This is a genomic window from Vibrio sp. 10N.247.311.47, from assembly GCF_041467535.1.
In the GTDB taxonomy this organism is placed as follows: domain Bacteria; phylum Pseudomonadota; class Gammaproteobacteria; order Enterobacterales; family Vibrionaceae; genus Vibrio; species Vibrio crassostreae_C.
In genome coordinates this window covers 177,285-200,065 of sequence record NZ_JBFSUR010000006.1, presented here as the reverse complement: position 1 = coordinate 200,065, position 22,781 = coordinate 177,285, and the positions used below count along the sequence as shown (strand labels likewise).

General features: G+C 44.8%; 17 protein-coding genes. 9 read left to right on the top strand and 8 right to left on the bottom strand.

The window, feature by feature from the left end:
- Nucleotides 1-60: 60 nt before the first annotated feature.
- Both AB6E51_RS06640 and AB6E51_RS06635 read right to left on the bottom strand, forming a co-directional pair.
- Nucleotides 61-2,244, bottom strand: a complete 2,184-nt coding sequence (locus AB6E51_RS06640) for a malate synthase G (protein ID WP_136981763.1) — start codon at nt 2,242-2,244, stop codon at nt 61-63.
- A 155-nt stretch (nt 2,245-2,399) separates the two neighbouring features.
- Nucleotides 2,400-3,353, bottom strand: a complete 954-nt coding sequence (locus tag AB6E51_RS06635; protein ID WP_009845781.1) for a LysR family transcriptional regulator — start codon at nt 3,351-3,353, stop codon at nt 2,400-2,402.
- A gap of 130 nt (nt 3,354-3,483) precedes the next feature.
- On the opposite strand from AB6E51_RS06635, the gene AB6E51_RS06630 reads away from it, so the two are divergent.
- Together AB6E51_RS06630 and AB6E51_RS06625 are read left to right on the top strand one after the other, a co-directional pair.
- The gene (locus AB6E51_RS06630) at nt 3,484-5,082 is read left to right on the top strand and encodes an isocitrate lyase (RefSeq protein WP_372059003.1); all 1,599 of its coding nucleotides are present in this window, start codon (nt 3,484-3,486) and stop codon (nt 5,080-5,082) included.
- Nucleotides 5,083-5,294: 212 nt separating this feature from the next.
- Nucleotides 5,295-5,873, top strand: a complete 579-nt coding sequence (locus tag AB6E51_RS06625; RefSeq protein WP_017067975.1) for a hypothetical protein — start codon at nt 5,295-5,297, stop codon at nt 5,871-5,873.
- Between the two features lie 103 nt (nt 5,874-5,976).
- On the opposite strand, the gene AB6E51_RS06620 is transcribed toward AB6E51_RS06625, so the two are convergent.
- The gene (locus AB6E51_RS06620) at nt 5,977-6,369 is read right to left on the bottom strand and encodes a cystatin domain-containing protein (RefSeq protein WP_017064277.1); all 393 of its coding nucleotides are present in this window, start codon (nt 6,367-6,369) and stop codon (nt 5,977-5,979) included.
- Between the two features lie 668 nt (nt 6,370-7,037).
- Between AB6E51_RS06620 and AB6E51_RS06615 the strand changes: the two genes are divergently transcribed.
- Nucleotides 7,038-8,267 (top strand): acyl-homoserine-lactone synthase, encoded by a 1,230-nt coding sequence (locus AB6E51_RS06615; protein WP_372059004.1) that lies wholly within the window; start codon nt 7,038-7,040, stop codon nt 8,265-8,267.
- Nucleotides 8,260-10,869 (top strand): response regulator, encoded by a 2,610-nt coding sequence (locus AB6E51_RS06610; RefSeq protein ID WP_372059005.1) that lies wholly within the window; start codon nt 8,260-8,262, stop codon nt 10,867-10,869. Before AB6E51_RS06615 ends, AB6E51_RS06610 begins: the two co-directional genes overlap by 8 nt.
- A gap of 122 nt (nt 10,870-10,991) precedes the next feature.
- Here AB6E51_RS06610 and AB6E51_RS06605 read toward each other — a convergent pair whose 3' ends face one another.
- Nucleotides 10,992-11,630, bottom strand: coding sequence for an RpiB/LacA/LacB family sugar-phosphate isomerase (locus AB6E51_RS06605; RefSeq protein ID WP_017067927.1), 639 nt, complete (start codon nt 11,628-11,630; stop codon nt 10,992-10,994).
- Between the two features lie 53 nt (nt 11,631-11,683).
- The gene (gene kduD, locus AB6E51_RS06600; protein WP_017067926.1) at nt 11,684-12,445 is read right to left on the bottom strand and encodes a 2-dehydro-3-deoxy-D-gluconate 5-dehydrogenase KduD; all 762 of its coding nucleotides are present in this window, start codon (nt 12,443-12,445) and stop codon (nt 11,684-11,686) included.
- Nucleotides 12,446-12,761: 316 nt separating this feature from the next.
- Here kduD and AB6E51_RS06595 point away from each other — a divergent pair, with 316 nt between their 5' ends.
- Together AB6E51_RS06595 and AB6E51_RS06590 are read left to right on the top strand one after the other, a co-directional pair.
- Nucleotides 12,762-14,093 (top strand): MFS transporter, encoded by a 1,332-nt coding sequence (locus AB6E51_RS06595; RefSeq protein WP_136974696.1) that lies wholly within the window; start codon nt 12,762-12,764, stop codon nt 14,091-14,093.
- A 191-nt stretch (nt 14,094-14,284) separates the two neighbouring features.
- Complete coding sequence (locus tag AB6E51_RS06590) at nt 14,285-15,166, top strand: multidrug transporter (protein WP_372059006.1); 882 nt, start codon at nt 14,285-14,287, stop codon at nt 15,164-15,166.
- On the opposite strand, the gene AB6E51_RS06585 is transcribed toward AB6E51_RS06590, so the two are convergent.
- Entirely contained in the window at nt 15,135-16,343 is a 1,209-nt protein-coding gene (locus AB6E51_RS06585) for a GGDEF domain-containing protein (RefSeq protein ID WP_372059008.1), read from the bottom strand. The two genes, AB6E51_RS06590 and AB6E51_RS06585, sit on opposite strands and share 32 nt — an antisense overlap.
- A gap of 321 nt (nt 16,344-16,664) precedes the next feature.
- On the opposite strand from AB6E51_RS06585, the gene AB6E51_RS06580 reads away from it, so the two are divergent.
- The 3 genes from AB6E51_RS06580 (at nt 16,665) to AB6E51_RS06570 (ending at nt 20,669) form a co-directional block, all read left to right on the top strand.
- Nucleotides 16,665-17,453, top strand: coding sequence for a phytanoyl-CoA dioxygenase family protein (locus tag AB6E51_RS06580; protein WP_017059991.1), 789 nt, complete (start codon nt 16,665-16,667; stop codon nt 17,451-17,453).
- A gap of 20 nt (nt 17,454-17,473) precedes the next feature.
- Entirely contained in the window at nt 17,474-18,463 is a 990-nt protein-coding gene (locus tag AB6E51_RS06575; RefSeq protein ID WP_372059009.1) for a zinc-dependent alcohol dehydrogenase family protein, read from the top strand.
- Nucleotides 18,464-18,764: 301 nt separating this feature from the next.
- The gene (locus tag AB6E51_RS06570; protein ID WP_372059011.1) at nt 18,765-20,669 is read left to right on the top strand and encodes a bifunctional UDP-sugar hydrolase/5'-nucleotidase; all 1,905 of its coding nucleotides are present in this window, start codon (nt 18,765-18,767) and stop codon (nt 20,667-20,669) included.
- Between the two features lie 259 nt (nt 20,670-20,928).
- Here AB6E51_RS06570 and AB6E51_RS06565 read toward each other — a convergent pair whose 3' ends face one another.
- Together AB6E51_RS06565 and AB6E51_RS06560 are read right to left on the bottom strand one after the other, a co-directional pair.
- On the bottom strand, nt 20,929-22,077 hold the full coding sequence (locus tag AB6E51_RS06565) for an iron-containing alcohol dehydrogenase (RefSeq protein WP_017059994.1): 1,149 nt from the start codon (nt 22,075-22,077) through the stop codon (nt 20,929-20,931).
- A gap of 46 nt (nt 22,078-22,123) precedes the next feature.
- Complete coding sequence (locus AB6E51_RS06560) at nt 22,124-22,771, bottom strand: L-fuculose-phosphate aldolase (RefSeq protein WP_029236427.1); 648 nt, start codon at nt 22,769-22,771, stop codon at nt 22,124-22,126.
- Nucleotides 22,772-22,781 lie beyond the last annotated feature (10 nt).

The window sequence follows — 22,781 nt, the reverse complement described above, 5'->3', positions numbered from 1 at the left end:
AAAGGGGGGTTTCTTTTTTTAGTATTTTACATTCTCTATTTTTGTTATTCGGTTGCTTCGCTATTCCTGTGCTTTCAGTTTTAGACGCATCGCGTGCAGTACTGGCTCGGTGTAACCGCTCGGCTGAGCACAGCCTTCGAATACCAACTGACACGCCGCTGAAAATGCAATGCTGTTTTCAAAGTCAGGCGCCATGTTACGGTAGCTCTGGTCGCCAGCGTTTTGCTCATCCACCACTGCGGCCATGCGCTTCATGGTTTTCATTACCTGAGCTTCCTCGCAAATGCCGTGACGTAACCAGTTCGCAATATGTTGGCTTGAAATACGCAGCGTCGCTCGGTCTTCCATCAAGCCGACATCGTTAATATCAGGTACCTTCGAACAACCAACGCCTTGATCAATCCAACGAACCACGTACCCCAGAATACCTTGTGTGTTGTTATCCAGCTCACTTTGAATATCTTGCGCAGTCAGCTTTTGGTTGCCCAGTAGCGGGATAGTAAGAATATCATCAACATTGGCTCTCACTCGCTCACGAAGCTCTTTCTGACGGCTTGGTACACTCACCTTGTGATAGTGCAGCGCGTGCAAAGTCGCGGCGGTTGGAGAAGGAACCCAAGCAGTATTGGCACCCGCTTGTGGATGTCCGATTTTCGCGTCCATCATCTTCGCCATATTATCCGGCTCTGGCCACATACCTTTACCAATCTGGGCTTTACCTTGCAGGCCACAAGCTAAGCCAAGATCAACGTTTTGATCTTCGTATGCGCCAATCCAAGTCATGGTTTTCAGCTGTGTTTTAGGAGCAAAAGGCCCCGCTTCCATACTGGTGTGAATCTCATCACCCGTTCGGTCTAAGAAACCTGTGTTGATAAACACAACACGATCTTTAGCTGCACGAATACATTCTTTAAGGTTAACCGAAGTACGACGCTCTTCGTCCATGATGCCGACTTTTATCGTGAATCGATCTAGCCCTAATGCATCTTCAATACGGCCAAACAATTCATTAGTAAAGGCGACTTCTTCAGGGCCATGCATCTTAGGTTTTACGATGTTGATACTGTTCGCAGTCGAGTTTTGGTACGCGCTGTTGCCTTTTAAATCATGCATCGCAATTAACGAAGTGATCATGCCATCCATAATGCCTTCAGGCACTTCATTACCTTCGGCATCAATAATCGCAGGGTTAGTCATCAAGTGGCCGACATTACGGATGAACAACATGCTGCGGCCTTTTAGTGAAATCTCACCACCCGTCACGCTGGTGTATTGGCGATCGGGATTAAGGTTACGAACAATAGTTTTGCCGTTTTTCTCTAGTGATTCTTGCAGATCACCTTTCATCAAGCCTAACCAGTTACGGTAAGCCAATGCTTTGTCTTCACCATCAACTGCAGCAACCGAGTCTTCGCAATCCATAATGGTTGTTAGGGCAGCTTCGACCAACACATCTTTAATACCCGCCACATCAACGCTACCAATCGGTGCGCTTGGGTCAATTTGAATTTCGATGTGCAGATTATTGTGTTTAAGAAGAATGCACGAAGGGGAACTTGCGTCACCTTGATAGCCAATGAACTGGTCGCTATCAATGAGAGTGACTTCTTCGCCGTTATCGAGTGTCGCTATGAGCTTATTGCCGATGCTAGCGTTACTGATGCTGTATTTGGTCACGTCTTTATGAGAGACACCGTTTAATGGCGCTGCATCATCAAGGAACTCACGAGCATAAGTCACTACTTTAGCGCCACGAGCAGGGTTAAAGCTTCCACCCTTTTCCGCGCCATCACTTTCACTGATCACGTCCGTTCCGTAGAGCGCATCATATAGACTGCCCCAACGCGCATTGGCTGCGTTAAGTGCAAAGCGTGCGTTCATGATTGGCACCACAAGCTGCGGCCCTGCTTGTGTTGCGATCTCAGGTTCTACGCTGGCTGTCGTCACTTGAAAGTCATCGCCTTCAGGAACCAAATAACCGATCTGCTGTAAGAACTGTTTGTACTCTACAGGATCTAGCGTTTGCCCGGCACGCTCTTGGTGCCAAACGTCAATTTGATGTTGAAGATCTTCACGCTTGATAAGCAATGCGCGATTTTTTGGCGCCAAATCTTCAAGAATGGTTGCAAATGATTGCCAAAAGTCTTCAGCGACAATGCCTGTTCCAGGAATCACCTGCTCATTAATTAATTGGTAGAGGGTGCTATCAATGTTCAAGCTTCCCTGTTGAATACGACTGCTCATAAAATCTCTCTCAAACTAATTTATGGCTACTCAATAAATTTTCGTGACTAGCTCAAATTTACTTTACTGACTTAAACTTACTTAACGGACATGAATTTAGCTAATTTATGCCGGTTATATTGGATATTCATATAAAAAATACCCTAAAAACTGTGTTATTCCGTTACTCCACTCTCGATTTCGTTAGCGACACTTTTAATCAAACGACGCATCCACTGGTGGTCTGGATTGGTTTGTAACAATGGACTCCACGCCATCTTCACCTCAAAGGGTTCAATCGCAAATGGCGCAGGCTTGATCAACAATCTAGGGTTATTGCGCTGCAGTTGAGCGGCTTTGGTAGGAATAGTCAGGATCAGGTTCTTCTGTTGTGCGAAGAGAATCGCCGACAAGTAGTGTCGCGTAAACACCGTGATGTTACGGGTTTTACCAATGCGCATTAGTGCTTCATCTATCCAACCAAGCTTTTGTGCTTCGCTTGGGTTTATCCCGACTCCCGTTCCCATACCAGTCTTACTTACCCAAATATGTTGCGCCTTTAAATAAGACAAAATATCGAAATTGTCGGCTATCGGGTTGTCACAACTAAATAGACAAGAAAACCCGTCGTGCCAAAGGCTCATCTGGTGAAACGACTGAGGAATATCGTCAAATCGGTTGATAATTATATCAACGGTACCTTGCTCTACATCCTGATAGCTCACATCACTTGGCGTCATTATATCCAGTCGTATTTTCGGTGCTATCTCGCTCAGTTTTTTTAATAGCGGCTGAATAATGGTCGACTCTGCATAGTCACTCGCCATGATACGAAACACGCGTTCACTGTCTTCTGCATTAAACTCTGTGGTCGGCTGCAGTGTCTTCTCTACATTCGCCAAGATGTTTCGAATCAGTGGCTGCAACTTGTGCGCGCGTTCGGTCGGTATCATCCCTTCACTTGTTCTCACTAATAGCGGGTCTTCAAACAGATCACGCAATCGGCGAAGGCCATTACTCATGGCTGGTTGAGTAATACCCAATTGATTTGCTGCTCGTGTAACGTTTCTTTCACGTAGCAACATGTCTAAATACACAAGCAAATTAAGGTCTATACGAGCAATATTCATAAGAAAAATACCGAATATAATAACTATAAATTAACAAAATTATCACATGCGTGGTTATTCTTTGTCCATAGCAAAGTTTTAATCCAAGCCAATTTGGCAACCATACCCCACGTGAAACTAAGGAATAGTTATGTCGCAAATTACACAAGATATCGAAATGATAGAAGTTGCAAAAAGCGCTGCAGGTGCTCCATGGGATGCAATCAATGCTGAATCTGCTGCTCGTATGCGAGCTCAAAACAAATTCAAAACAGGTCTAGATATCGCGCAATACACGGCAGATATCATGCGTGCGGATATGGAGGCTTACGATAAAGACAGTTCTCAATACACTCAGTCTTTAGGCTGCTGGCATGGTTTTATCGGCCAACAAAAGTTGATTTCTATTAAGAAGCACTTTGATGGCAAGACAGACCGACGCTACCTATACCTATCAGGCTGGATGGTTGCAGCACTTCGCTCAGACTTTGGTCCACTTCCAGACCAATCTATGCATGAGAAAACATCGGTTGCAGGCCTAGTAGAAGAACTATACACATTCCTGCGCCAAGCTGATGCACGTGAACTGGGTGGTTTATTCCGTGAGCTAGACGCTGCACGTGAAGCGGGCGACGTTAACCAACAAGACCTTATCCAAGACAAAATCGACAATCACGTAACACACGTGGTGCCAATCATCGCCGATATCGATGCAGGTTTTGGTAACGCAGAAGCGACCTACCTAATGGCTAAGCAGATGATTGAAGCAGGCGCATGTTGTCTACAAATTGAAAACCAAGTTGCCGATGAGAAGCAATGTGGTCACCAAGACGGCAAAGTAACGGTTCCACACGCTGACTTCCACGCAAAACTTCGCGCACTTCGTTACGCTTTCCTTGAACTAGGCATCGACAACGGCGTTATTGTTGCTCGTACCGATTCTCAAGGTGCTGGCCTAACAAAAGAAATCGCAGTAGTGAAAGAGCCGGGCGACCAAGGTGATATCTACAACTCATACCTAGATGTTGAAGAGATCGATGTTGCAGATATGGCAGAAGGCGACGTTTGCTTTAACCGTGACGGCAAGCTAGTTCGACCTAAGCGTCTACCTTCAGGCTTATACCAATTCCGCCAAGGTACTGGTGAAGACCGTTGTGTATTCGACTGTATTGAAGCAATCAACGCGGGTGCTGACCTACTATGGATTGAGACTGAGAAGCCACACATCGGTCAAATCAAAGAGATGATGGACGGCGTACGTGAAGTTCACCCTAATGCGAAGCTGGTTTACAACAACTCTCCATCATTCAACTGGACGCTAAACTTCCGCCAACAAGCATACGATGCGATGGTAGCAGAAGGTAAAGATGTTTCAGCTTACGACCGTGCAAGCCTAATGAGCGCGGAATACGATGAAACTGAACTGTCTGCAAGCGCTGACGAGAAGATCCGTACATTCCAAGCAGACGCATCACGTGAAGCGGGTATTTTCCACCACTTGATTACGCTACCGACTTACCACACTGCTGCGCTGTCTACTGACAACCTAGCGAAAGAGTACTTCGGCGACCAAGGCATGTTAGGTTACGTTGCGAATGTTCAGCGTAAAGAAATCCGCCAAGGCATCGCATGTGTTAAACACCAAAACATGTCTGGTTCTGACATGGGTGATGACCACAAAGAGTACTTTGCTGGTGAGAACGCACTAAAAGCTGCAGGTGAAGCGAATACATCGAACCAATTTGATTAATCGCTAACGCTAAAGCCTCCCCCGTCCTTCTCTCTTACTTAGGTAAGATCCGGGGGAAGGCTTTGAGATAAAGCTTGTACTGCCAGCTTTATCTCAAAGCCTCAGATTTGTGTTCCACACCACGGTTAACCGAACAACTTCTGTTTAAGCTAACTGTATACGTATTTGTTCAGATTCCTATTTGTTAAGATTCTTATTTTTTGAGAGTGCCTATGACTTCAATACCTACACACCTACAAGATGCAAAAACACTGTTATCAGAGAATGGTTTCGCGACGGGTGATACTTGGTATCACGGCACATCTTCCGCTTTATTGGCTTCTATTCAAGGCCAAGGTTTAAAACGTTCTGGAGACAAAGCGCTCAACGAAGCAGCTTCAAAAACTATGGCGACCATCGGCAACAACTACACCGAATCGGTTGAGCCAGTGTTTCTCACCCAGAGCAAAGAACTGGCATATTACTGGGCTCAACAAACCGTTCGTGAGCGAGGCGTTCGCTTCGAAGGTGAAGAACAGCCTATCGTATTAGCGGTAAACTTATCTGAAAAGCAACGTGCCAAAGTAAGACCGGACGTAGGAGCAATGAGTCTATTGATGATGAGTGTGGGCGAGCAATTCATGTCTCACCTCACTGAAATTTATCAAGCCAATAACATTGCAGGCCCCGACATCGAGCTTCGCACTGCTGATCGCATGGACTACCTCAATAAACTCGGTATGGCCTACATTGATGAAGACATCAGCCGTGCTTGTGTTCAGGAGTTAGCTGAGCCCGAGTTGGCCGACTGAAAACGTTCAACAAATCAGTCTTCTTAAAAACAAAAATGGCTCCCAATACGGAGCCATTTTTATTTGCTATAAGCCTATCTCACAAGATACAGACGCATCTAGATTATGAGCACAGAAGACCTTTCTGTGCAGGTTGCGTCATTTCGATGTCACCTTGTAGAGAACGGTAAACGATGGTGTTCCACACTTCACCATTATCCATTTCAAACTCAATAGCGTAATTCAAACCCGCGACAACCTGAGTTCGAACACTCAAGATCTGCTTGAGCTCAGCTGAAGTGTTCATTTGGCTAAGAACTGCGTTTAAAGCTTGCTTGGCTTCTGGTGTTATCTCACTTTTCGACCAACCACCCGTCAGGTTTTTAGTGCTGCAGATGGGGTTCGCATTCTCTTGCGGTTGAGTTGGTACTTCTGATTTCTGACTACACCCAGCTAACGCCACGACACTAAACAAGGTTGCTGTTCCAAGTAATGATGTTAATCGTACGTTCTTCATAAATTCTCTCTACCTCAATCATTTACGAGGGATTACTCGCAATAATGTTTCATATGCAGGCAAGCTTAAACCTCGAATGTCATCACTTCATCAGAGATTATGGTGTAACTACTCTATAAACACAGGAGATTGTCAGGAAAACAAGACGAGCACTGGAGCTCTGCTTTTATCCACCTGATATTTAAATCATTAAAATGAGTAGCGAGAGAATAAGCGAGTAATAATACAGACACAATTAATCAGATAATTACATACTTCACACCAAAAACATTCCTATCACGATTAATAAGATGAGCTCATCTTGATGTGGATTGTGATATTGGTTCAAAAAATAGATATTTGAAATTATTTTATAAATCCAAAAGTTTATGCTCGACTTAATCATGTCTAATTTTAAAACTGTGATCCAACCCTACAAGTTGTTGATAATAATGTATTTTGTTCATCTTTGAATTCATTCAAATATGGAAAATCTTTATTGTTGAGGGTGAGTGCAAGTAGTAAAATCTCGCCCGATTATGCAACTTACCTCTCACACCATGGACACAAGTAAAGTTACGATTGGCTCTCTCAAAGTAACGTAACTTCAAACACATACCTAAAATCAGTGTCCTATAGATAATGCAGATCAAATAAAAATAATTATATAAACCTAGGCTAGGTTAAACATGAAATTAACGTCGTCTTTAGGCTCACTGTTGGCTAGCAGTCTGTCTATCGAAATAAAACAGCGAGCGCTGATAGAGCTCGTCATCAACACTTATCAGCCACATGAGCGCACTGAGCTTTTTCAAAACGTGACTGAATATCGTAGAAGCCAGTTAGAATTGCTTTTCCCAGAGCATCAAAACAAAAGCTACTCTGTATTGTTTGAGGTGATGGACTACCGCGATCTGATTCTGCGCTATCCAAATACACTATCTGCAGAAATTGCTCTTCTAGAACAGGCTGTAGGGCAGTGCTATATGCATTGGCTAGATTTCTGGTGTGAGTGTGAAATTGCTGCGATCAAAGCAAAATCTCCATTAAATCCAAGCTCCATTTCTCATGTCGACCTCCCTATCAATGACAGTGCTTATTACGGTGCGATCATCGAACAGATAGAACATGAGCCACTTTTGGTACAAACACCGAGTCACCCACAAGGAATGCCAATCAGCGATGCCATTGCTTTAAGCAATCTCGAGGTGTTCATCAAGGGCGAGAAATGGTTTGAGATGCTGCCTTTATTACACCTTTCTCAGGCAGGTAAGCATTTTATTCTGCTCAAGCATCCAGTCGATGAAGCCTTTCCAACACTGGTTTCCTCTGCGCTGATTCAAGACTGGTCTAAGAATGACACTTGGCTAAGTTACGCACCGCCGTTCAGCAATGAGCAATGGCAATACTGTTTACCCAATTACGGCTACGATGAACTCGCAGGGTTACAACTTTTCACACCGCCTACACTGTCAAAATGTTACTCTCTCCCAGAATTTGACCAACAATTCCAGTTACAATTGTCCGACAAAGATGCCCTGTGTGAGGTGTTACGTCTGACAGTCAGTGGCAATACCCAACAAAAGCTCTATTTCCTCTACCTTTCTCAAAAAGAGCTGATGAGTGTGTTACACCAAATAGGCTATAAGATTGGCTTCACTATTATCGAGCAACCTTTCATGCTTCAGTTTTATCAAACCATTGATTCCAATGCATACTTCCATTCTGGATATTGCGAATTAAATGACGATGGCACGACAATTTATCGTGGATTCTGGAATTTTGAGATGATGGTAAAAGCGTTCAATAATGTCGCTTTTCGAAGCTACAAACGCGCAGTGCGAGAAAGCAGAAAGTCATTAGAAAAGTCGCGCTCGGCAGGAAAAACTAGCTCGGTGAAAAAGGATGAACATGTTTGATTTCGGCCTAGAGGCGATCATCTATGCAAAAGCAATCACACTGCTTGCAACCGTGGCTGTGGTTGTCATGTGGTTGTTCTATTACTGCTATCGCCTGAAACAGAAGAACGAAGTGATCGCAGGGACACACCATGCCCCTTACATCGCGTATTCGATCTGCATTGTTGCGTGGATCAGCAGTAACGCTTATTTCCATACCGACTTATTACCGGAACTTGGGGCCTCGGCCGCCGTGTTCGCCGCAAAGTTTGCCAACCTCGCCTCGTTCTTTGCGTTTGCCTTTGCCTATTACTTCTCGTGCAAACTCGCCGCTGAACAACGTAATGGTAAGGTTCATGTGTGGCAGCAAGCCATTTTCGTCACCCTGACCGTCTACTCCTTCTTTATCAATTTAAGTCCGGGGTTAACCGTTGAACACGTCACCATTGCAGGCCCAAGCCAGTTCGTGATTGAGTTTGGCCCGCATACGCCGTACTTCTTTATTGGGATGATTAGCTTTGTAGTGCTAACACTACTCAACCTGGTGGCCATGCGCGCCAACAGCAGCAAGCTAACTTTAGCCAAATCCAACTATATGATCGCCGGCATTTTAGTCTTCATGCTGTCTACTGCGACGATCCACCTAGGCATGACCTACTTCTTGCGTGATTTCTCGCTCACTTGGCTGCCACCAGCTTTGTCGATAAGTGAAATGTTGTTCGTTGGCTATGCCCTGCTGACCTCGCGCTTCTACAGCGTGAAATACCTGGCGTACATGAGCCTAAATGCGATGTTGGTTTGTGCTATTTTGGTGATCCCTTTTGGCGCGATATTTATCCCGCTGACAGACGACAGTCAATGGCTTGTTGCTATCCCAATCTGCGCGATTATCGGCATCACGTGGCATGTTCTCTACAAGCGCGTAAGCCACTACGCCTCGTTCTTTGTCTACGGAAACAAGAAAACGCCAGTACAACAGATCCTCGCGCTAGAAGAGGATTTCAAGCTATCAATTGATGATGCAATGCGTCGTTTGGGTAGCCTACTGCAAATTCCAGAAGATAAGCTACGTCTAGTTAACAGCAACTATAACGAAACCTTCTACGAAGATTATCTGTCTACTAACAAGTCCGTTTTAGTGTTCGATGAGTTGTCTCAGGAGCTTGATTACACCGCACCAGCCAAGCGCTCAATCAAAGCCCTGTATGACAAGATGAGCTCCAACGATACCGCTTTGGTGATGCCTCTGTTTGGTCAGGGGAAATCGGTCACGCACTTGTTAGTATCGTCACACAAGAGCAACGATCAGATGTTCTCTAACGAAGAGATCTCTGCCCTGCAAACCTTGTTAACTCGAGTACAAAGCACTATCGAAGCCGATAGACGCATCCGCCAAAGCCGTGCCCTTGCTAACTCAATCGCTCATGAAATGCGTAACCCACTGGCTCAAGTGCAATTGCAATTTGAACTATTAAAACAGCACATTGATAATCAAGCCCCAGCTAAACAAATCCTAAAGGATATTGAGAATGGCCAAGCTGCGATTCAACGTGGGCGACAACTGATTGATATCATCCTGCGCGAAGTCAGTGACAGTACGCCTGAACACGGCCCTGTGGCCATGACCTCTATCCACAAAGCCGTAGATCAAGCCGTAAGCCACTATGGTTTTGAGAATGAAAAGATCATTGAACGCATTCGTTTACCACAACACGCTGATTTTGTAGCAAAGCTCAATGAAACCTTATTCAATTTCGTTATTTTCAACCTGATACGTAATGCAATCTATTACTTTGATTCTTATCCAGAAAGCCAAATTGAGATCAGCACCAACACAGGGCCTTACGAGAACGTTCTGATATTCCGAGATACCGGCCCTGGCATTGACGAAGCCATTGCACATAAGATCTTTGATGACTTCTTCTCTTACCAAAAAAGCGGTGGTAGCGGCCTAGGGCTTGGCTATTGCCAACGTGTGATGCGTTCATTTGGCGGCCGAGTTGAGTGCCACTCTAAACTTGGGGAGTTTACTGAGTTCCACCTGTACTTCCCGGTGGTACCCAATGCCCCCAAAGCAGACGCACTTCGTACGCCTTACTTCGATGATTGGAAAGGTAATCAAACCGCAACTGAAAACAAAACCAACGCTGAAGCTAAGCCAGATAACCAAGCAGAAACGCAAAGTTCAGAACCAACAAGTACGCTAACCCCAGAGAATCATTTGGCTCCAACCGTGCTTATCGTCGATGACAAAGAGGTACAACGCACGCTTGTTCAGATGTACCTGAGTCGACTTGGTGTAAATAGCTTGCAAGCCAAAAACGGTGAGAATGCCGTCGAGCTGTTCAAAACACACAAGGTCGATTTGATCTTAATGGACGTACAAATGCCGATAATGAATGGTTTTGACGCAAGCCAAATCATCAAGGCACGCTCACCTCAAACACCAATCATTGCTTTGTCTGGCGAATCAGGACAACACGAGTTAGATATGATCAGCAAACTGATGGATGGTCGCTTAGAGAAGCCAACCTCTTTGAAGGCACTGCAACGCGTGCTCGATAACTGGCTAGAGAAAGGCTGTGCCTCAAATGCTTCCAAAGAAACCGAAGATGAAGAGTAGATGCAGGAAAACACGAATCGCAATTTAGCCAGTTGATTACTGTTTGTCTCATTACATTGCTTTAATTATTCATCAAAAAGCCAGCCGAACAAGGCTGGCTCTATCAGAACTAAACGCTCTAATTAATCTAAAAGTGAACGAACATAATCAGCGATTTCTTGGTTTTGGCAATGCTCAAAGAAGCATTGTTGGAAACGTTCGCTGCCAACCGCTGTTTTCACTAGATCTTGGTCGATGGCTCTCAGAGAATCAATAAAGTTATCTTTTACCACCGCCGCTTTCACTTCATTCAAAATTGCTGCATTACGTTGCTGTGGTTCTGCACGCTCTAGTGGATACCCATTACCACGCTCGCCTGTGAACGCTTTTTCAAAGATATAACGAATGTTGAGTTCACCTGCCCAGCCAAAGCCTTTAGCAAAAGCGAGAGCGAGAGCATTACCGTTGTTAATTTGGTTAAACAAGAAAGCATCTGATGGCTCTAGGCAGTAACCACAAACCACCCCCGGATGCAGGTTCAGTGACATCAAAGCACCTTGGCCAGTGCCACATCCTGTCACAACAAAGTCAACAGCCTTTGAGTTAATCAGAATGCTCGCCATAATACCTAGATGAATATACGTTAAGTGGTGATCGTTCTCGTCTGTCATTCCTAGGTTGAAGACATCGTGACCAAAACCACCAGCAACTGACTCTAGTTCAGCTGATACCATAGCATTTTTGCCTGCTTGACTGTTTTCCATCATTAAAGCGATTTTCATTTATCTTCTCCTGCAAGATTGCTGCAAACTCAAAATTTAGAATAAAAAACTAATTAGCGTGCTAACCAACCACCGTCAACAGCAATGGTATAGCCATTAATGTAATCCGATGCTGATGATGCTAAGAACACACAAGGACCTGCGATATCTTGCGGTTTACCCCAACGTTCAGCCGGAATACGCTCAAGAATCGCTTGATTACGCTCAGCATCTTCACGCAGAGCTTGAGTATTGTTCGTTTCCATATAACCGGGGGCTATCGCATTCACGTTGATATTATCGCGCGCCCATTCGTTCGCCATCGCACGTGTCACGCCCATCACAGCACTTTTTGAAGCCGTATAGGAAGGAACTCGAATGCCACCTTGGAATGAGAGCATCGATGCAATGTTAATGATCTTTCCGCCAGTACCTTGAGCCTTAAATTGCTTTGCAACAGCCTGAGACATAAAGAACACCGTCTTGGTGTTCACGTTCATTACGTCATCCCAATCTTGCTCTGAGAACTCAATAGCATCTTGGCGGCGAATAATTCCTGCATTGTTCACGAGAATGTCGACTTGGCCAAACTCAGCCAAAGTGCGCTCTATAACCCCTGGAATGCACGCTTGCTCGAGAAGATCAGCACTCACGTTTAGGAACGAATGACCTGCTGCACTCATTTTCTCAATAGTCTCTTCAGGCTCTGTTCGGTTAACACCGACAACCTTACAACCGGCTTCCGCTAGGCCTAATGCAATACCTTGCCCAAGCCCCGTGTTACAGCCCGTCACTATCGCTACTTTACCTTCCAGACTGAATGACTCTAAGATCATGCTCGCTTCCTCAATTACATTGGATTCATTGCGTATCGTTATTACCAATAATTAAATCATACAATAAGATGTAAATACGAGAGCGACGTTGTAGAAGTTCGATCTTGCACCAAAATCAGTCGAACAAGTGAAACGGCACCACAAACTAAATGAATAGGGGAAAGTGATTTGAAGACGAGAAACCTATAACCCACTATGAACAATGAGTTCGAAGATCACCCAAACCAGATATTGTAGGGATTTGACAACAATTCATGATTTAAAAGAGTAAAAGGGTTATACATAATAATGTGTTATCTAAATTACTGAAATTATCATGACGCTCAAAGAGATCCTTAAAATTCCTAATGTCCGCTACTTCTTAATGTTTAGAAGCAGCTACTTTGCGCGTTTTTACTACCCTATATTCACCCTACTTTATTTAGATTACGGGTTAACCCTGTCTCAATTCGCGATGCTCAATGTAGTTTGGGCGGCCACCATTGTGCTTGCTGAAGTACCGTCGGGTGCATTCGCCGATACCTTAGGCCGCAAGAAACTGGTGGTGCTGTCTTCGATTGTGATGTTTGTTGAGATCGCCATGATAGCGCTCGTACCAACCGGAAACCCAGACTTGGTGTTCATTGTTTTTCTGATTAACCGGATTCTCAGTGGCTTAGCGATGGCACTGGCCAGCGGTGCTGACGAGGCATTGGCTTACGACACCTTAAAAGAACAAGGCAATGAAGAGTTGTGGCCTCGAGTGCTGCAAATCCAGCTTCGTGTCGCCTCAACGGTCGGTATCTTTGTCACACTAATTGGTGCGGCGATGTACGACGTGAATTTTATGACGAACATCTTTCATTTCCTTGGACTAGCCGAACCAGAAAGCACCAAAGATCTGATGCGTATTCCTGTGTTCGCCACCCTATTTGTAGCGATGATCGCTATCTATGCCGCGATTAATATGCGCGAAGAAAAGAAGGTGATGCCAAGCGACCAAACCAAATTGGCAACCACCATCTCAAGTCTTAAATTGACGATCGATGCAGGTAAATGGGTATTCGCTACGCCTTACGTGCTGTTCATCTTGCTCTACTACAGCCTATTCGAACACACCTCACGCATGTTCCTAACCATGAACAGCCAATACTATCTGGCCATTGATATTCCAATTATCTACTTTGGTTTTATTGGTGCGGGTATCAGCTTGCTTAAGATTATATTGGCAGGACAAAGCCGAAGATTAGCAGAGAGTATGGAGGCTAAAACCTTCATTGTGGTTATGGGATTGGCAAGCATGGCGACTTATTACTGGATCAGTTTAGGTTGGTCGATTTACGGAGTCATTCCGGCACTAGTATTAATCTTTATCATCATGACGATGAACATTTTCATCAGCTACCACCTGAATAAAAAAACCGAATCACACAACAGAGCCACCGTTCTTAGTTTCAAAGGTTTGATGTTTAACCTCGGATACGGTCTGATCGGTATCTTGTACGCTTACTACTATAAGTTGGTGTCTCAGGGCTACACCGAACAAGAAATAGAACAGAACCTTGCCTTCTTGGCCTCACTGTCTTCTTTTTTCTATTACTTCACCTTACTGTTCGTTTTGATCAGCGCGCTGTTCTACTTCAAGAACAGAAAAGAAGCGATTTTCTAAACAATCGATTGATGTCGAGTGACAAGTAAATGAAGCCGTTAAGGTTTACAGCGCAAGTTTTAAAGACCGAATATTCTTCAAAACCGAGCGATTCACGCAACTGACTATTGCTTATTAAAAGAACAAGTCGCTTCTTATATTGGTTTTATTTGTTAATATAATCAGCAAATTACATAACACATGGACGCGTCATGTCTTTTAGTTGGATAGCCTTTACTCTCCTTGCTGCCTTTAGCCAATCTTGGCGCAATGCCTTTCAAAGTAAATTAAGTGGCACCATGAGCGTGGCTGGCGTGACGTTGGCGCGTTTTATTTGGGCTGGCCCAATCGCCCTTATTTACCTCTACACCCTCTATCAATGGCAGCCAGTCTCCGCACCGGATTTTTCGGGTGAGTTTGTTTTCTATATTGTTGCTGCCGCCATCATGCAGATCCTCGCGACCGGCTTAATGGTGATGCTGTTCAAGCTAGGAAACTATGCGATAGGCGCAGGATTAGCCAAGTGTGAAGCCCCCGTGTCTGCGGTGCTATCCGTATTGTTTTTTGGTACTGCTTTGACACTAACAGGTTGGGTCGGCGTACTTATTGGTACTTTAGGCGTGCTAATCATGAGTAGTGCTTCTGGCTGGCGAAGCTTGTCCCCGAGAGTGTTCTTGCTAGGTATGGCGTGTAGTACTGCTTTTGCTTTAACATCTCTTTGGGTACGGGAAGCAAGTTTGAGCATAGGGTTGCCCTTCCCTCATAGCGCCGCATGGGTGCTGTTCCTCGTCATTTCCCTTCAGACAGTGATTATCTGTACGTATCTCTTTTTCAGAGAACGCGACACGCTGCGCCTGATATTCAAGAAGTCGAAACTGGTCGTAATGACAAGCCTAGCGAGTGTTATCGGTTCTCTGGGTTGGTTTAGCGCAATGTCACTTCAAGCCGTTCCGTACGTAAAGACGCTTGGGCAAGTCGAAGTGATCTTCATGGTGTTGATATCCTACTTCTGGTTAGGACAAAGCATCGCACGCAAAGACATTCTTGCACTCATCTTACTCTCTATTGCAGCGGTATTGGTGATGTGGCAGTGACGATCTCGTTAATATGACTAGGACAAATTGAAGTCATATTGCGACCGTTTGTTTTCGCTTGATATAACGCTTTGTCGGCTCGAGTAATAAACCCATCCCAATTCTCATCTGGGTGAAGCTGAGCGACACCGAAACTCGACGTCAGAAACATCTCATTCCCTTGTACGGCTGAGATCTCTGAAATAGATAATCGCAGCTTACAAGCAATAGCCTGTGCTTGTAGGAAATTAACATTGGGCAATAAAATCATTATCTCGTCTCCGCCAAAACGAAACGCACTGGCTGTTGGCGATGTTTTGATTGCACTTTGAACCATTTCAGCAAAAGACTTGATCACGAGATCACCCACAATGTGTCCGTGTTGGTCATTGATCGACTTAAAGTTATCAATATCCATCATAATGGCACTAACAGGTGCAGTCCCCGCCTGCTTCATGACGACTGGAACCATTTCATCTAAAGCTCTGCGGTTTCCAAGTGCCGTTAAAGGGTCGCTGTAAGACAGGTCATGAATAGACCTAAGCAACCTTGCATTAATCAACCAGAGCATTGTGAAGCTCATCGACACGATAAGAACAATACTCATTAAAAAGGCAAGTTGATGAATGAGTGCGGCTGCCATGAAATCCTGAAGCTCAGTTGAAAATAGCGTCACCAGTACTCGGAAAACCATAAACCCACCATATATCAAAAATGATAAGGCCATCATTCGAGTTGCTAGGGTCAAGTCATCACGTTGACCCTTTAACACCACAAAGGCAGTGCAAAGAGTAACAAAGGCCAAATATAAACTAATGAGAATAATTCGAGCTTTGATGGAAGGTTCATAGTACGTGAAGTGAATAAAACCTAGCAAAAGAGCCAACATCATCAGACTGCTGAGGTAGGTGCATTTTAGGGAATATTCTCGAAACAGGCACAAGCTATACAAAGCGAGATGAAAGCCAAGCGCAATGACCATGTTGGCGCCAATAACAGTGATCCAATCAGGGAGTTCCCCTCTTAGGCTCAACATCAACGGCCCACTTCCGATAACAAATATTGAAATGGAAAAAATTGAAAGCCCTTTAATGGACTGTTGGGTAAATTGGAACAGCAACAAGCCAATGCAGTAAATGAAAGAGAACAAAATAATAATAAAATTAAGTGTTCTCATATCCAGCGAAAAACCATCCATGATTTTCTATCTTCCATACGCAACCAAATTTCAACATGGTCAATAATCATGCAAACCACAAAAACATTCACCATATGAATCTTTTCATTTTATAAAAAAAGGGGGTAGATCACATATGCGGAGATTTTTGTCGCATGAGTCCATGATGTGGATAGGCATGTAACACTCGCCCTCAATATTGCTTCATAACATCACCGAATTTACAGGCTTCTTCACTCGTTACTTGGTTGAACGACAACTGTCTGGCATTATGCGCCCAAGAAATCTCTAGGGGCTGTTGACCTTAGTTATTATACAGCAAAGAATGAACGAAGGTAGTCAGTGGTAGAAAACAGCCAACAATTAAGTGACCGTTACGACGAACATGGTTACTTTGTTATCAGAAATTATTTCAATGAAGCTCAAATTGCATCGCTTAGAAAAGTCGTGCTGAAATTTCATGAATCATGGAAAGCAGACAACGAAGAATTCTATAAAGAAGAAGCATTTAACTCGTCTTTAATTACGGGAAGCGAGTATTTGCCTGCCGACGATAGAAGCGTGCTTTTCGACTTCATCAGCTCGAAACAAGTGATGGATGTGGTTGATGCGGTGATTCCGAACAAGCCGGCATTCATGAATACACAGCTGTTTTTCAACCCAGTAAACCCGCAGCAAAAAGACTTCTGGCATCGTGACTGTCAATACGACTACGACATTGATGACCAGATGAAAGTCATCATGGAAACCCAAGTATTGCATCTGCGAGTGCCCCTTTTTGATGAGCCCGGCATGGAACTTATCCCCGGCACGCACAAACGTTGGGATAACGAAGAAGAGTACAATGTTCGCCAAGAAGAAAACGGCAAAGTGAGCAGCGATGACATCTCTGGTGGTAAGCAGATACCGTTAGCCGCAGGTGACTTATTGGTGTTTTCAGCGGATATGATCCACCGAGGCCGATATGGCTTGGATCGTTTGGCTTTGGATATTTTGATCTTCGATTCGGCGGCAGACTATGTCGACTACGTTGATGACGACTGTTTACCGACGCCAGCTATGTTAAGCAATATTAGCGACCCAAGGTTGTTTATGAACACGCTACACTTAAAATCAATGCAGTACTCATAATCCATAAAGGTGCCCAAACTATGACTGACACTAAGCAAAATACCCGAATTAGCCAGTTCCGTTTCGGTCAGCCAAAAGAATCTCTCAAGTTAGAACATGTCGCTTTAGGGGTACTAGACAGAGATAAAGTTCGCGTACAAATTGAAGCGACTAACATCAACCCTAGTGATCTGTTGTCGATTTATGGTGTGGGCCAATACAAACATAGCCATCAGCCGCCGAGAGTACCGGGATTTGAAGCGGTAGGAAGGATTGTAGAATCCAGCAGTGCTGAGTTTATAGTGAATCAACGAGTGCTTGTGGCAACCAGTGGAACATGGCAGAACTATGTTGATGTATCACCAGATGATCTGTTCCAAATTCCTCAACATTTAGACAATGGCTACGCCTGTCAGTTGTACATTAATACGCTAACCGCATGGGTGCTAACGACAGAAATAGCCAAGCTGACCCAAGAGGATGTGTTGATCATCAACGCGGGCAGTTCAGCCATCGGTAAGATCTTCTCCCAGTTATCAGCATCACTCGGCTTCAACATCATTGTCGTTACATCACAGCAGACACAATACCCTGCCACTTCCTGTTGGGTGATAGATGCGAACGCTGATCTAGTTTCTCAAATTAAGGCATTAGGCTTGCCTATGCCAACCGTTGCCTTTGATGCGATTGGCGGCTCACCCGGAACCGATCTTGTTCACACCCTTGGCAACAACGGGCGCTTTATCAACTATGGGACGCTGTCGTTGGATTTTTACGAGCCACGCTTCTTTGAGTACGCGAAAAACCAACACATCGATTTCAGCACCTTCTTCTTGCGTTATTGGGAGGAAGCAGAAGGTAAAGATGTTCGCCGTGATAAGTTCACGACCATGCTAGATCACTTCATCACAAACGACATTCAGCTCGACGTTGACCGCTATCTACCATTCGATGAAGTACAAACCGCGATTGATCTCATTGAATCGAAAACCACACGCCTAGAGGGCAAGATCATCTTACTGCCACAGTAAGTGAGAGTTGGACGATATATACCTTGTTTATTTCAACAGGCAAGACGTTCAACAGCTTACAAGCGTGCTTGTTAATACACCATCGCTTAGGAAGTTTGATTAAAGAAATCGAAGATTGAAAAGATAGCGAAGAGTTGTGGTGCATTTCTCCATAACTTAAGTGGTTACGAGATGGTCATGAATCACATTTATTTGAAACATCAATTAGTTATATCATTAGAAATGTGATACTGATCACCCATAAGATAACCTCGATTCTATATGGTAGCGTCATACTTAAAACCACGATGTGAACATACTTATGAAAAGACACATACTATCAAGCGCCATCCTACTCTCTCTAGCCTTTCCCACCTTTGCAGCTGATGGCGATATACACGATGTCACGATACTGGGTACTTCAGATATCCACGGTCATTTTATGGCGTGGGATTACGCGGCAGATAAACTCAACACTCGTGGTAGCTTGAGCCAAATCGCGACCAAAGTTGGTGAGATCCGCAAAGAGCAATCTAACATTATCCTTGTCGACGCTGGCGATACCATCCAAGGCAACTTCGTAGAAACCTTCAAAGACGAGCCCGTTGATCCAATGATACTTGGCTTTAATCACATGAAATACGATGTGTGGGTTTTAGGTAACCACGAATTCGACTTTGGCCTCAAAACCCTCAACAGGGCCGTTACCCAATTTAAAGGGCAGTCTCTCGGTGGCAACATCAAGAACAAAAACGGAAACCCATTCCTGCCTGGTTACACCATCCTAGAACGCGGTAGCATTAAGATCGGCGTGATCGGAATGGATACCCCAATGACGGAGGTCTTTGCGCAAGGTACCAACCGTTTAGAAGGCGTCACTTTCACTAATCCAACCTTGGAAGTGAAGAAAATCGTCAAAGAGATTGATGATAAAGTGGATGCCATCATATTGGTTGCCCATATGGGAATTGAGAACGAGAATGACATTGCCGACACCGGTGTCACCGACATTGCCAATGCAAACCCAGAGCTTGATGCCATCGTCGCTGGCCACATGCACACTCGCATCGATAAAGCCGTTGTAAATGGCGTTATTATTACTGAACCCGACAAATATGGCCGCGCCCTATCTCGTATTGATCTTCAATTTGAAGAGCGCGATGGCACATTCACTCTCGTCAACAAAGACAGCTTCACCTATAAAATTAAAGGTATAGATTCTGATCAGAATATGGACGAGCTATACCAGCCTTATCACAAACAACTCCGAGAAATGGCGAACAGACCTGTCGCTCAGCTTACCGGCGTTGATTTAGTCCCTGAAAATGAAATCCGCGGTATCCCTCAAGTCCACGTTCAAGACACAGGCATCAGTGCGCTATACCAAGAAGCGAGCTTCTTCTATGCACCCAAAGCCAATGTCATTGCACTTCAAATAGACAACGACAATGCAGAGCTCGATGTTGGCCCAATCAAAGCCAAAGACATCGCGTACAACTACCAATACGCAGGTGGCGAAATCACTGTCTACCAGATGACAGGCAAAGAGTTAAGAACCTACATGGAATGGTCTGCGGGCTACTTCAACTCAGTGCAACCCGGTGATGTGACCTACAGCTTTAACCCTGAACGCAGAGCTTCAAAATACTCAACTAATGACTTCTTCGCGGGCGTGACTTATACCATCGACCTCACTCAGCCTGCAGGTACACGCATCACCAACCTCGCGTTTGCAGATGGCACACCGGTTACTGATCAAACAGAAATCCGTATTGGTATGAATAGCTATCGAATGGGTCATCTAACCAAGAAAGGCGGCGTGCTAGAAGGTGAATCATTCCCTGTACTCTTTGATACGGAAGCAGAGTATGGAGAAGAAGCAGGCACGATCCGTAATATGACAATCAAGTATCTTAAAGAAGAAAAGAACGGTCAGTATGAAGGTAAAACTCAGCAGCGATGGGCTCTTTCTGGTTTAGAGAGCCGCTACAATGAACAGCGAGAGATCGTAAAGTCTTTGATTAATGATGAAACCATATCAATCCCGACCAGTGACGATGGCCGCTACACAAACATCGCTTCTATCAACGTAAAAGAACTGATGTTCACATCTGACGAAGCCAAACAAGCAGCCATAACCACACGCGAAAAGAAACTGGCGCAGGCAACTGAGCAAGAGAGTAAGCAGATCAAACGCGAAATCACTCTGATCGAAGCACTCAATTAACCCCTGACCTCAAACCAATAACGACTTAACGACGCTTAGAGCGTGGTTAGGTCGTTTTTGTTCCCATTTTCCAACACCACATCTGTACTGAGTAAAACGGTTAATATTGGATGAATGATCTGCAAAGGCCAACTCATAGTTGGACAAAATCTTCTCAGCGAGTTTCCTAAATTAGTGATTTATGAATCACTTCAAGTATTGCAAACCTCCAATCAAGTGGCCAAATTCACTCAGCCACTACAGTACCACTACACGGTTGCTATAACGCCAACTCGTAAAGGTGATAAACGTCTTCACTGGTCAACGTTCTTGGGTTGCCTCCCATACAAACATCATCCATGGCTTTTTGAACCCAACCATCAATATCCGCATGCTTAACCCCAAGATGAGCCAGCCCAGAAGGGATACCCACTTCACGAGACAACGTGCAAATCAGGTCCACCGCTAATAGGGCTGCATTAGTGTCGTCTAACTGAGACGTATCCCCACCCATCGCTTCAGCTACTTCCCTAAACGCACTTGGAATCGTTTGAGCATTGAATGCGCTCACCACAGGCAGCAAGATAGCATTACAAACGCCATGCGCTAGGTTGTGTGTTGCCGAAGGCTGATGTGACAACGCATGAACCGCGCCTAATCCGGCTGAGTTGAACGACATCCCCGCTAAAAATTGCGCATCAGCAAGTGCCGACCGAGCTTCTATGTTCGCTCCATCCTTTACTGCCATAGGCAGCCATTTGGCAATTAGCTTAACCGCCTCGAGTGCGGTCGGAAGTGTTAAACGATGGGCGCCAGGAGTCACAACCGACTCAATGGCATGGGTCAGCGCATCCATACCCGTTGCAGCGGTAACAGAGGCAGGCAAACCAACCATCAATGATGGGTCGTTAACCGCAACATCTGGAATCTGTTTGGTGTCGACGATCACCATCTTAACGAGATTCTTCTCATCGGTAATCACCGAATTGGACGTCATCTCCGCCGCTGTTCCCGCCGTTGTATTAATAGCAATAAAGAACGCACCGCTATTCTTAACCAGGCCGACCCCATTATAATCGGTGATTTCGCCTTCATTTGATGTGACAATACGAATCGCTTTCGCACAATCAATAGGGCTACCGCCACCAACCGCAATCAAACAATCGCACCCGCTCTGTTGGTAAAACTCAGCACCTTGATTAACCAAACTAACGGTCGGGTTAGGGGTGACCTTATCAAAGGTGACATAATCGAACCCTTTATCATCGAGTGCACAATAAAGAGAATCTAATATCCCCAATTCAATAAGGTTTTTATCTGTCACTATCATTGCTTTTTTTACGGGTCGACAGTCCAACACTGCAACAGATTCTGCCACCGCACCTACGCCGGATAATGATAGTTTTGGTAAATTTAATGCAAACACCATAGTCATTCCTTTACGGTAAGAGCCCGACGGATCGGGCCGATATCAATTACTTCTCAACTCGCAATCCATACGTCTTGAACTTATCGAGTACATGATCCATCTCTTGGTTTGGAAGCACTGGAACGTCTGGCTGAATCGCTGCACACTTGAGATAAAGCTCAGCCAATACCTCGGTTTCATGTGCTAACCACAATGCTTTCTTCAGATTTTCACCAACGGTGATCATGCCATGATGTTGAAGAAGAATAGATTTACTTTGACGAATGCCAGCATCTACATAATCAGCCAACTTAGGAGAGCCAAAGGTAGCATAAGGTACACAAGGTATTTCTGCCGCGCCCGATGCTGCAACCATATAGTGGATCGCCTGGATTGGACGATTGAGTATAGACACTGCTGTCGCGTTAATGGCGTGGTTGTGAACAACGGCATGGCAATCCTCTCTCGCTTGGTAGCAGGTTAGGTGGAAAGCCCATTCGCTTGATGGAATTTTGCCTTCCTCAAATTCTCCGGATTCGCTTACAAAAACGATCTTTTCCGGTGTCAGATTCTCATATTCAATACCCGTTGGAGTGATCAATAAACCACCTTCATAGCGCACCGAGACATTACCTGCGGTGCCTTGGTTTAATCCCAGCTTAGTCATCTCTAAGCATGTATCGATAATGTCTTGTGCTAGTTCATTTCTTGTTATTGTCATCGTA

What these genes read in the sequence shown, in the direction of transcription:
- AB6E51_RS06640 (WP_136981763.1), bottom strand. Translation starts at nt 2,244, where the DNA reads ATGAGCAGTCGTATTCAACAGGGAAGCTTGAACATTGATAGCACCCTC.
- AB6E51_RS06635 (WP_009845781.1), bottom strand. Translation starts at nt 3,353, where the DNA reads ATGAATATTGCTCGTATAGACCTTAATTTGCTTGTGTATTTAGACATG.
- AB6E51_RS06630 (WP_372059003.1), top strand. Translation starts at nt 3,484, where the DNA reads ATGTCGCAAATTACACAAGATATCGAAATGATAGAAGTTGCAAAAAGC.
- AB6E51_RS06625 (WP_017067975.1), top strand. Translation starts at nt 5,295, where the DNA reads ATGACTTCAATACCTACACACCTACAAGATGCAAAAACACTGTTATCA.
- AB6E51_RS06620 (WP_017064277.1), bottom strand. Translation starts at nt 6,369, where the DNA reads ATGAAGAACGTACGATTAACATCATTACTTGGAACAGCAACCTTGTTT.
- AB6E51_RS06615 (WP_372059004.1), top strand. Translation starts at nt 7,038, where the DNA reads ATGAAATTAACGTCGTCTTTAGGCTCACTGTTGGCTAGCAGTCTGTCT.
- AB6E51_RS06610 (WP_372059005.1), top strand. Translation starts at nt 8,260, where the DNA reads ATGTTTGATTTCGGCCTAGAGGCGATCATCTATGCAAAAGCAATCACA.
- AB6E51_RS06605 (WP_017067927.1), bottom strand. Translation starts at nt 11,630, where the DNA reads ATGAAAATCGCTTTAATGATGGAAAACAGTCAAGCAGGCAAAAATGCT.
- kduD (WP_017067926.1), bottom strand. Translation starts at nt 12,445, where the DNA reads ATGATCTTAGAGTCATTCAGTCTGGAAGGTAAAGTAGCGATAGTGACG.
- AB6E51_RS06595 (WP_136974696.1), top strand. Translation starts at nt 12,762, where the DNA reads ATGACGCTCAAAGAGATCCTTAAAATTCCTAATGTCCGCTACTTCTTA.
- AB6E51_RS06590 (WP_372059006.1), top strand. Translation starts at nt 14,285, where the DNA reads ATGTCTTTTAGTTGGATAGCCTTTACTCTCCTTGCTGCCTTTAGCCAA.
- AB6E51_RS06585 (WP_372059008.1), bottom strand. Translation starts at nt 16,343, where the DNA reads ATGGATGGTTTTTCGCTGGATATGAGAACACTTAATTTTATTATTATT.
- AB6E51_RS06575 (WP_372059009.1), top strand. Translation starts at nt 17,474, where the DNA reads ATGACTGACACTAAGCAAAATACCCGAATTAGCCAGTTCCGTTTCGGT.
- AB6E51_RS06570 (WP_372059011.1), top strand. Translation starts at nt 18,765, where the DNA reads ATGAAAAGACACATACTATCAAGCGCCATCCTACTCTCTCTAGCCTTT.
- AB6E51_RS06565 (WP_017059994.1), bottom strand. Translation starts at nt 22,077, where the DNA reads ATGGTGTTTGCATTAAATTTACCAAAACTATCATTATCCGGCGTAGGT.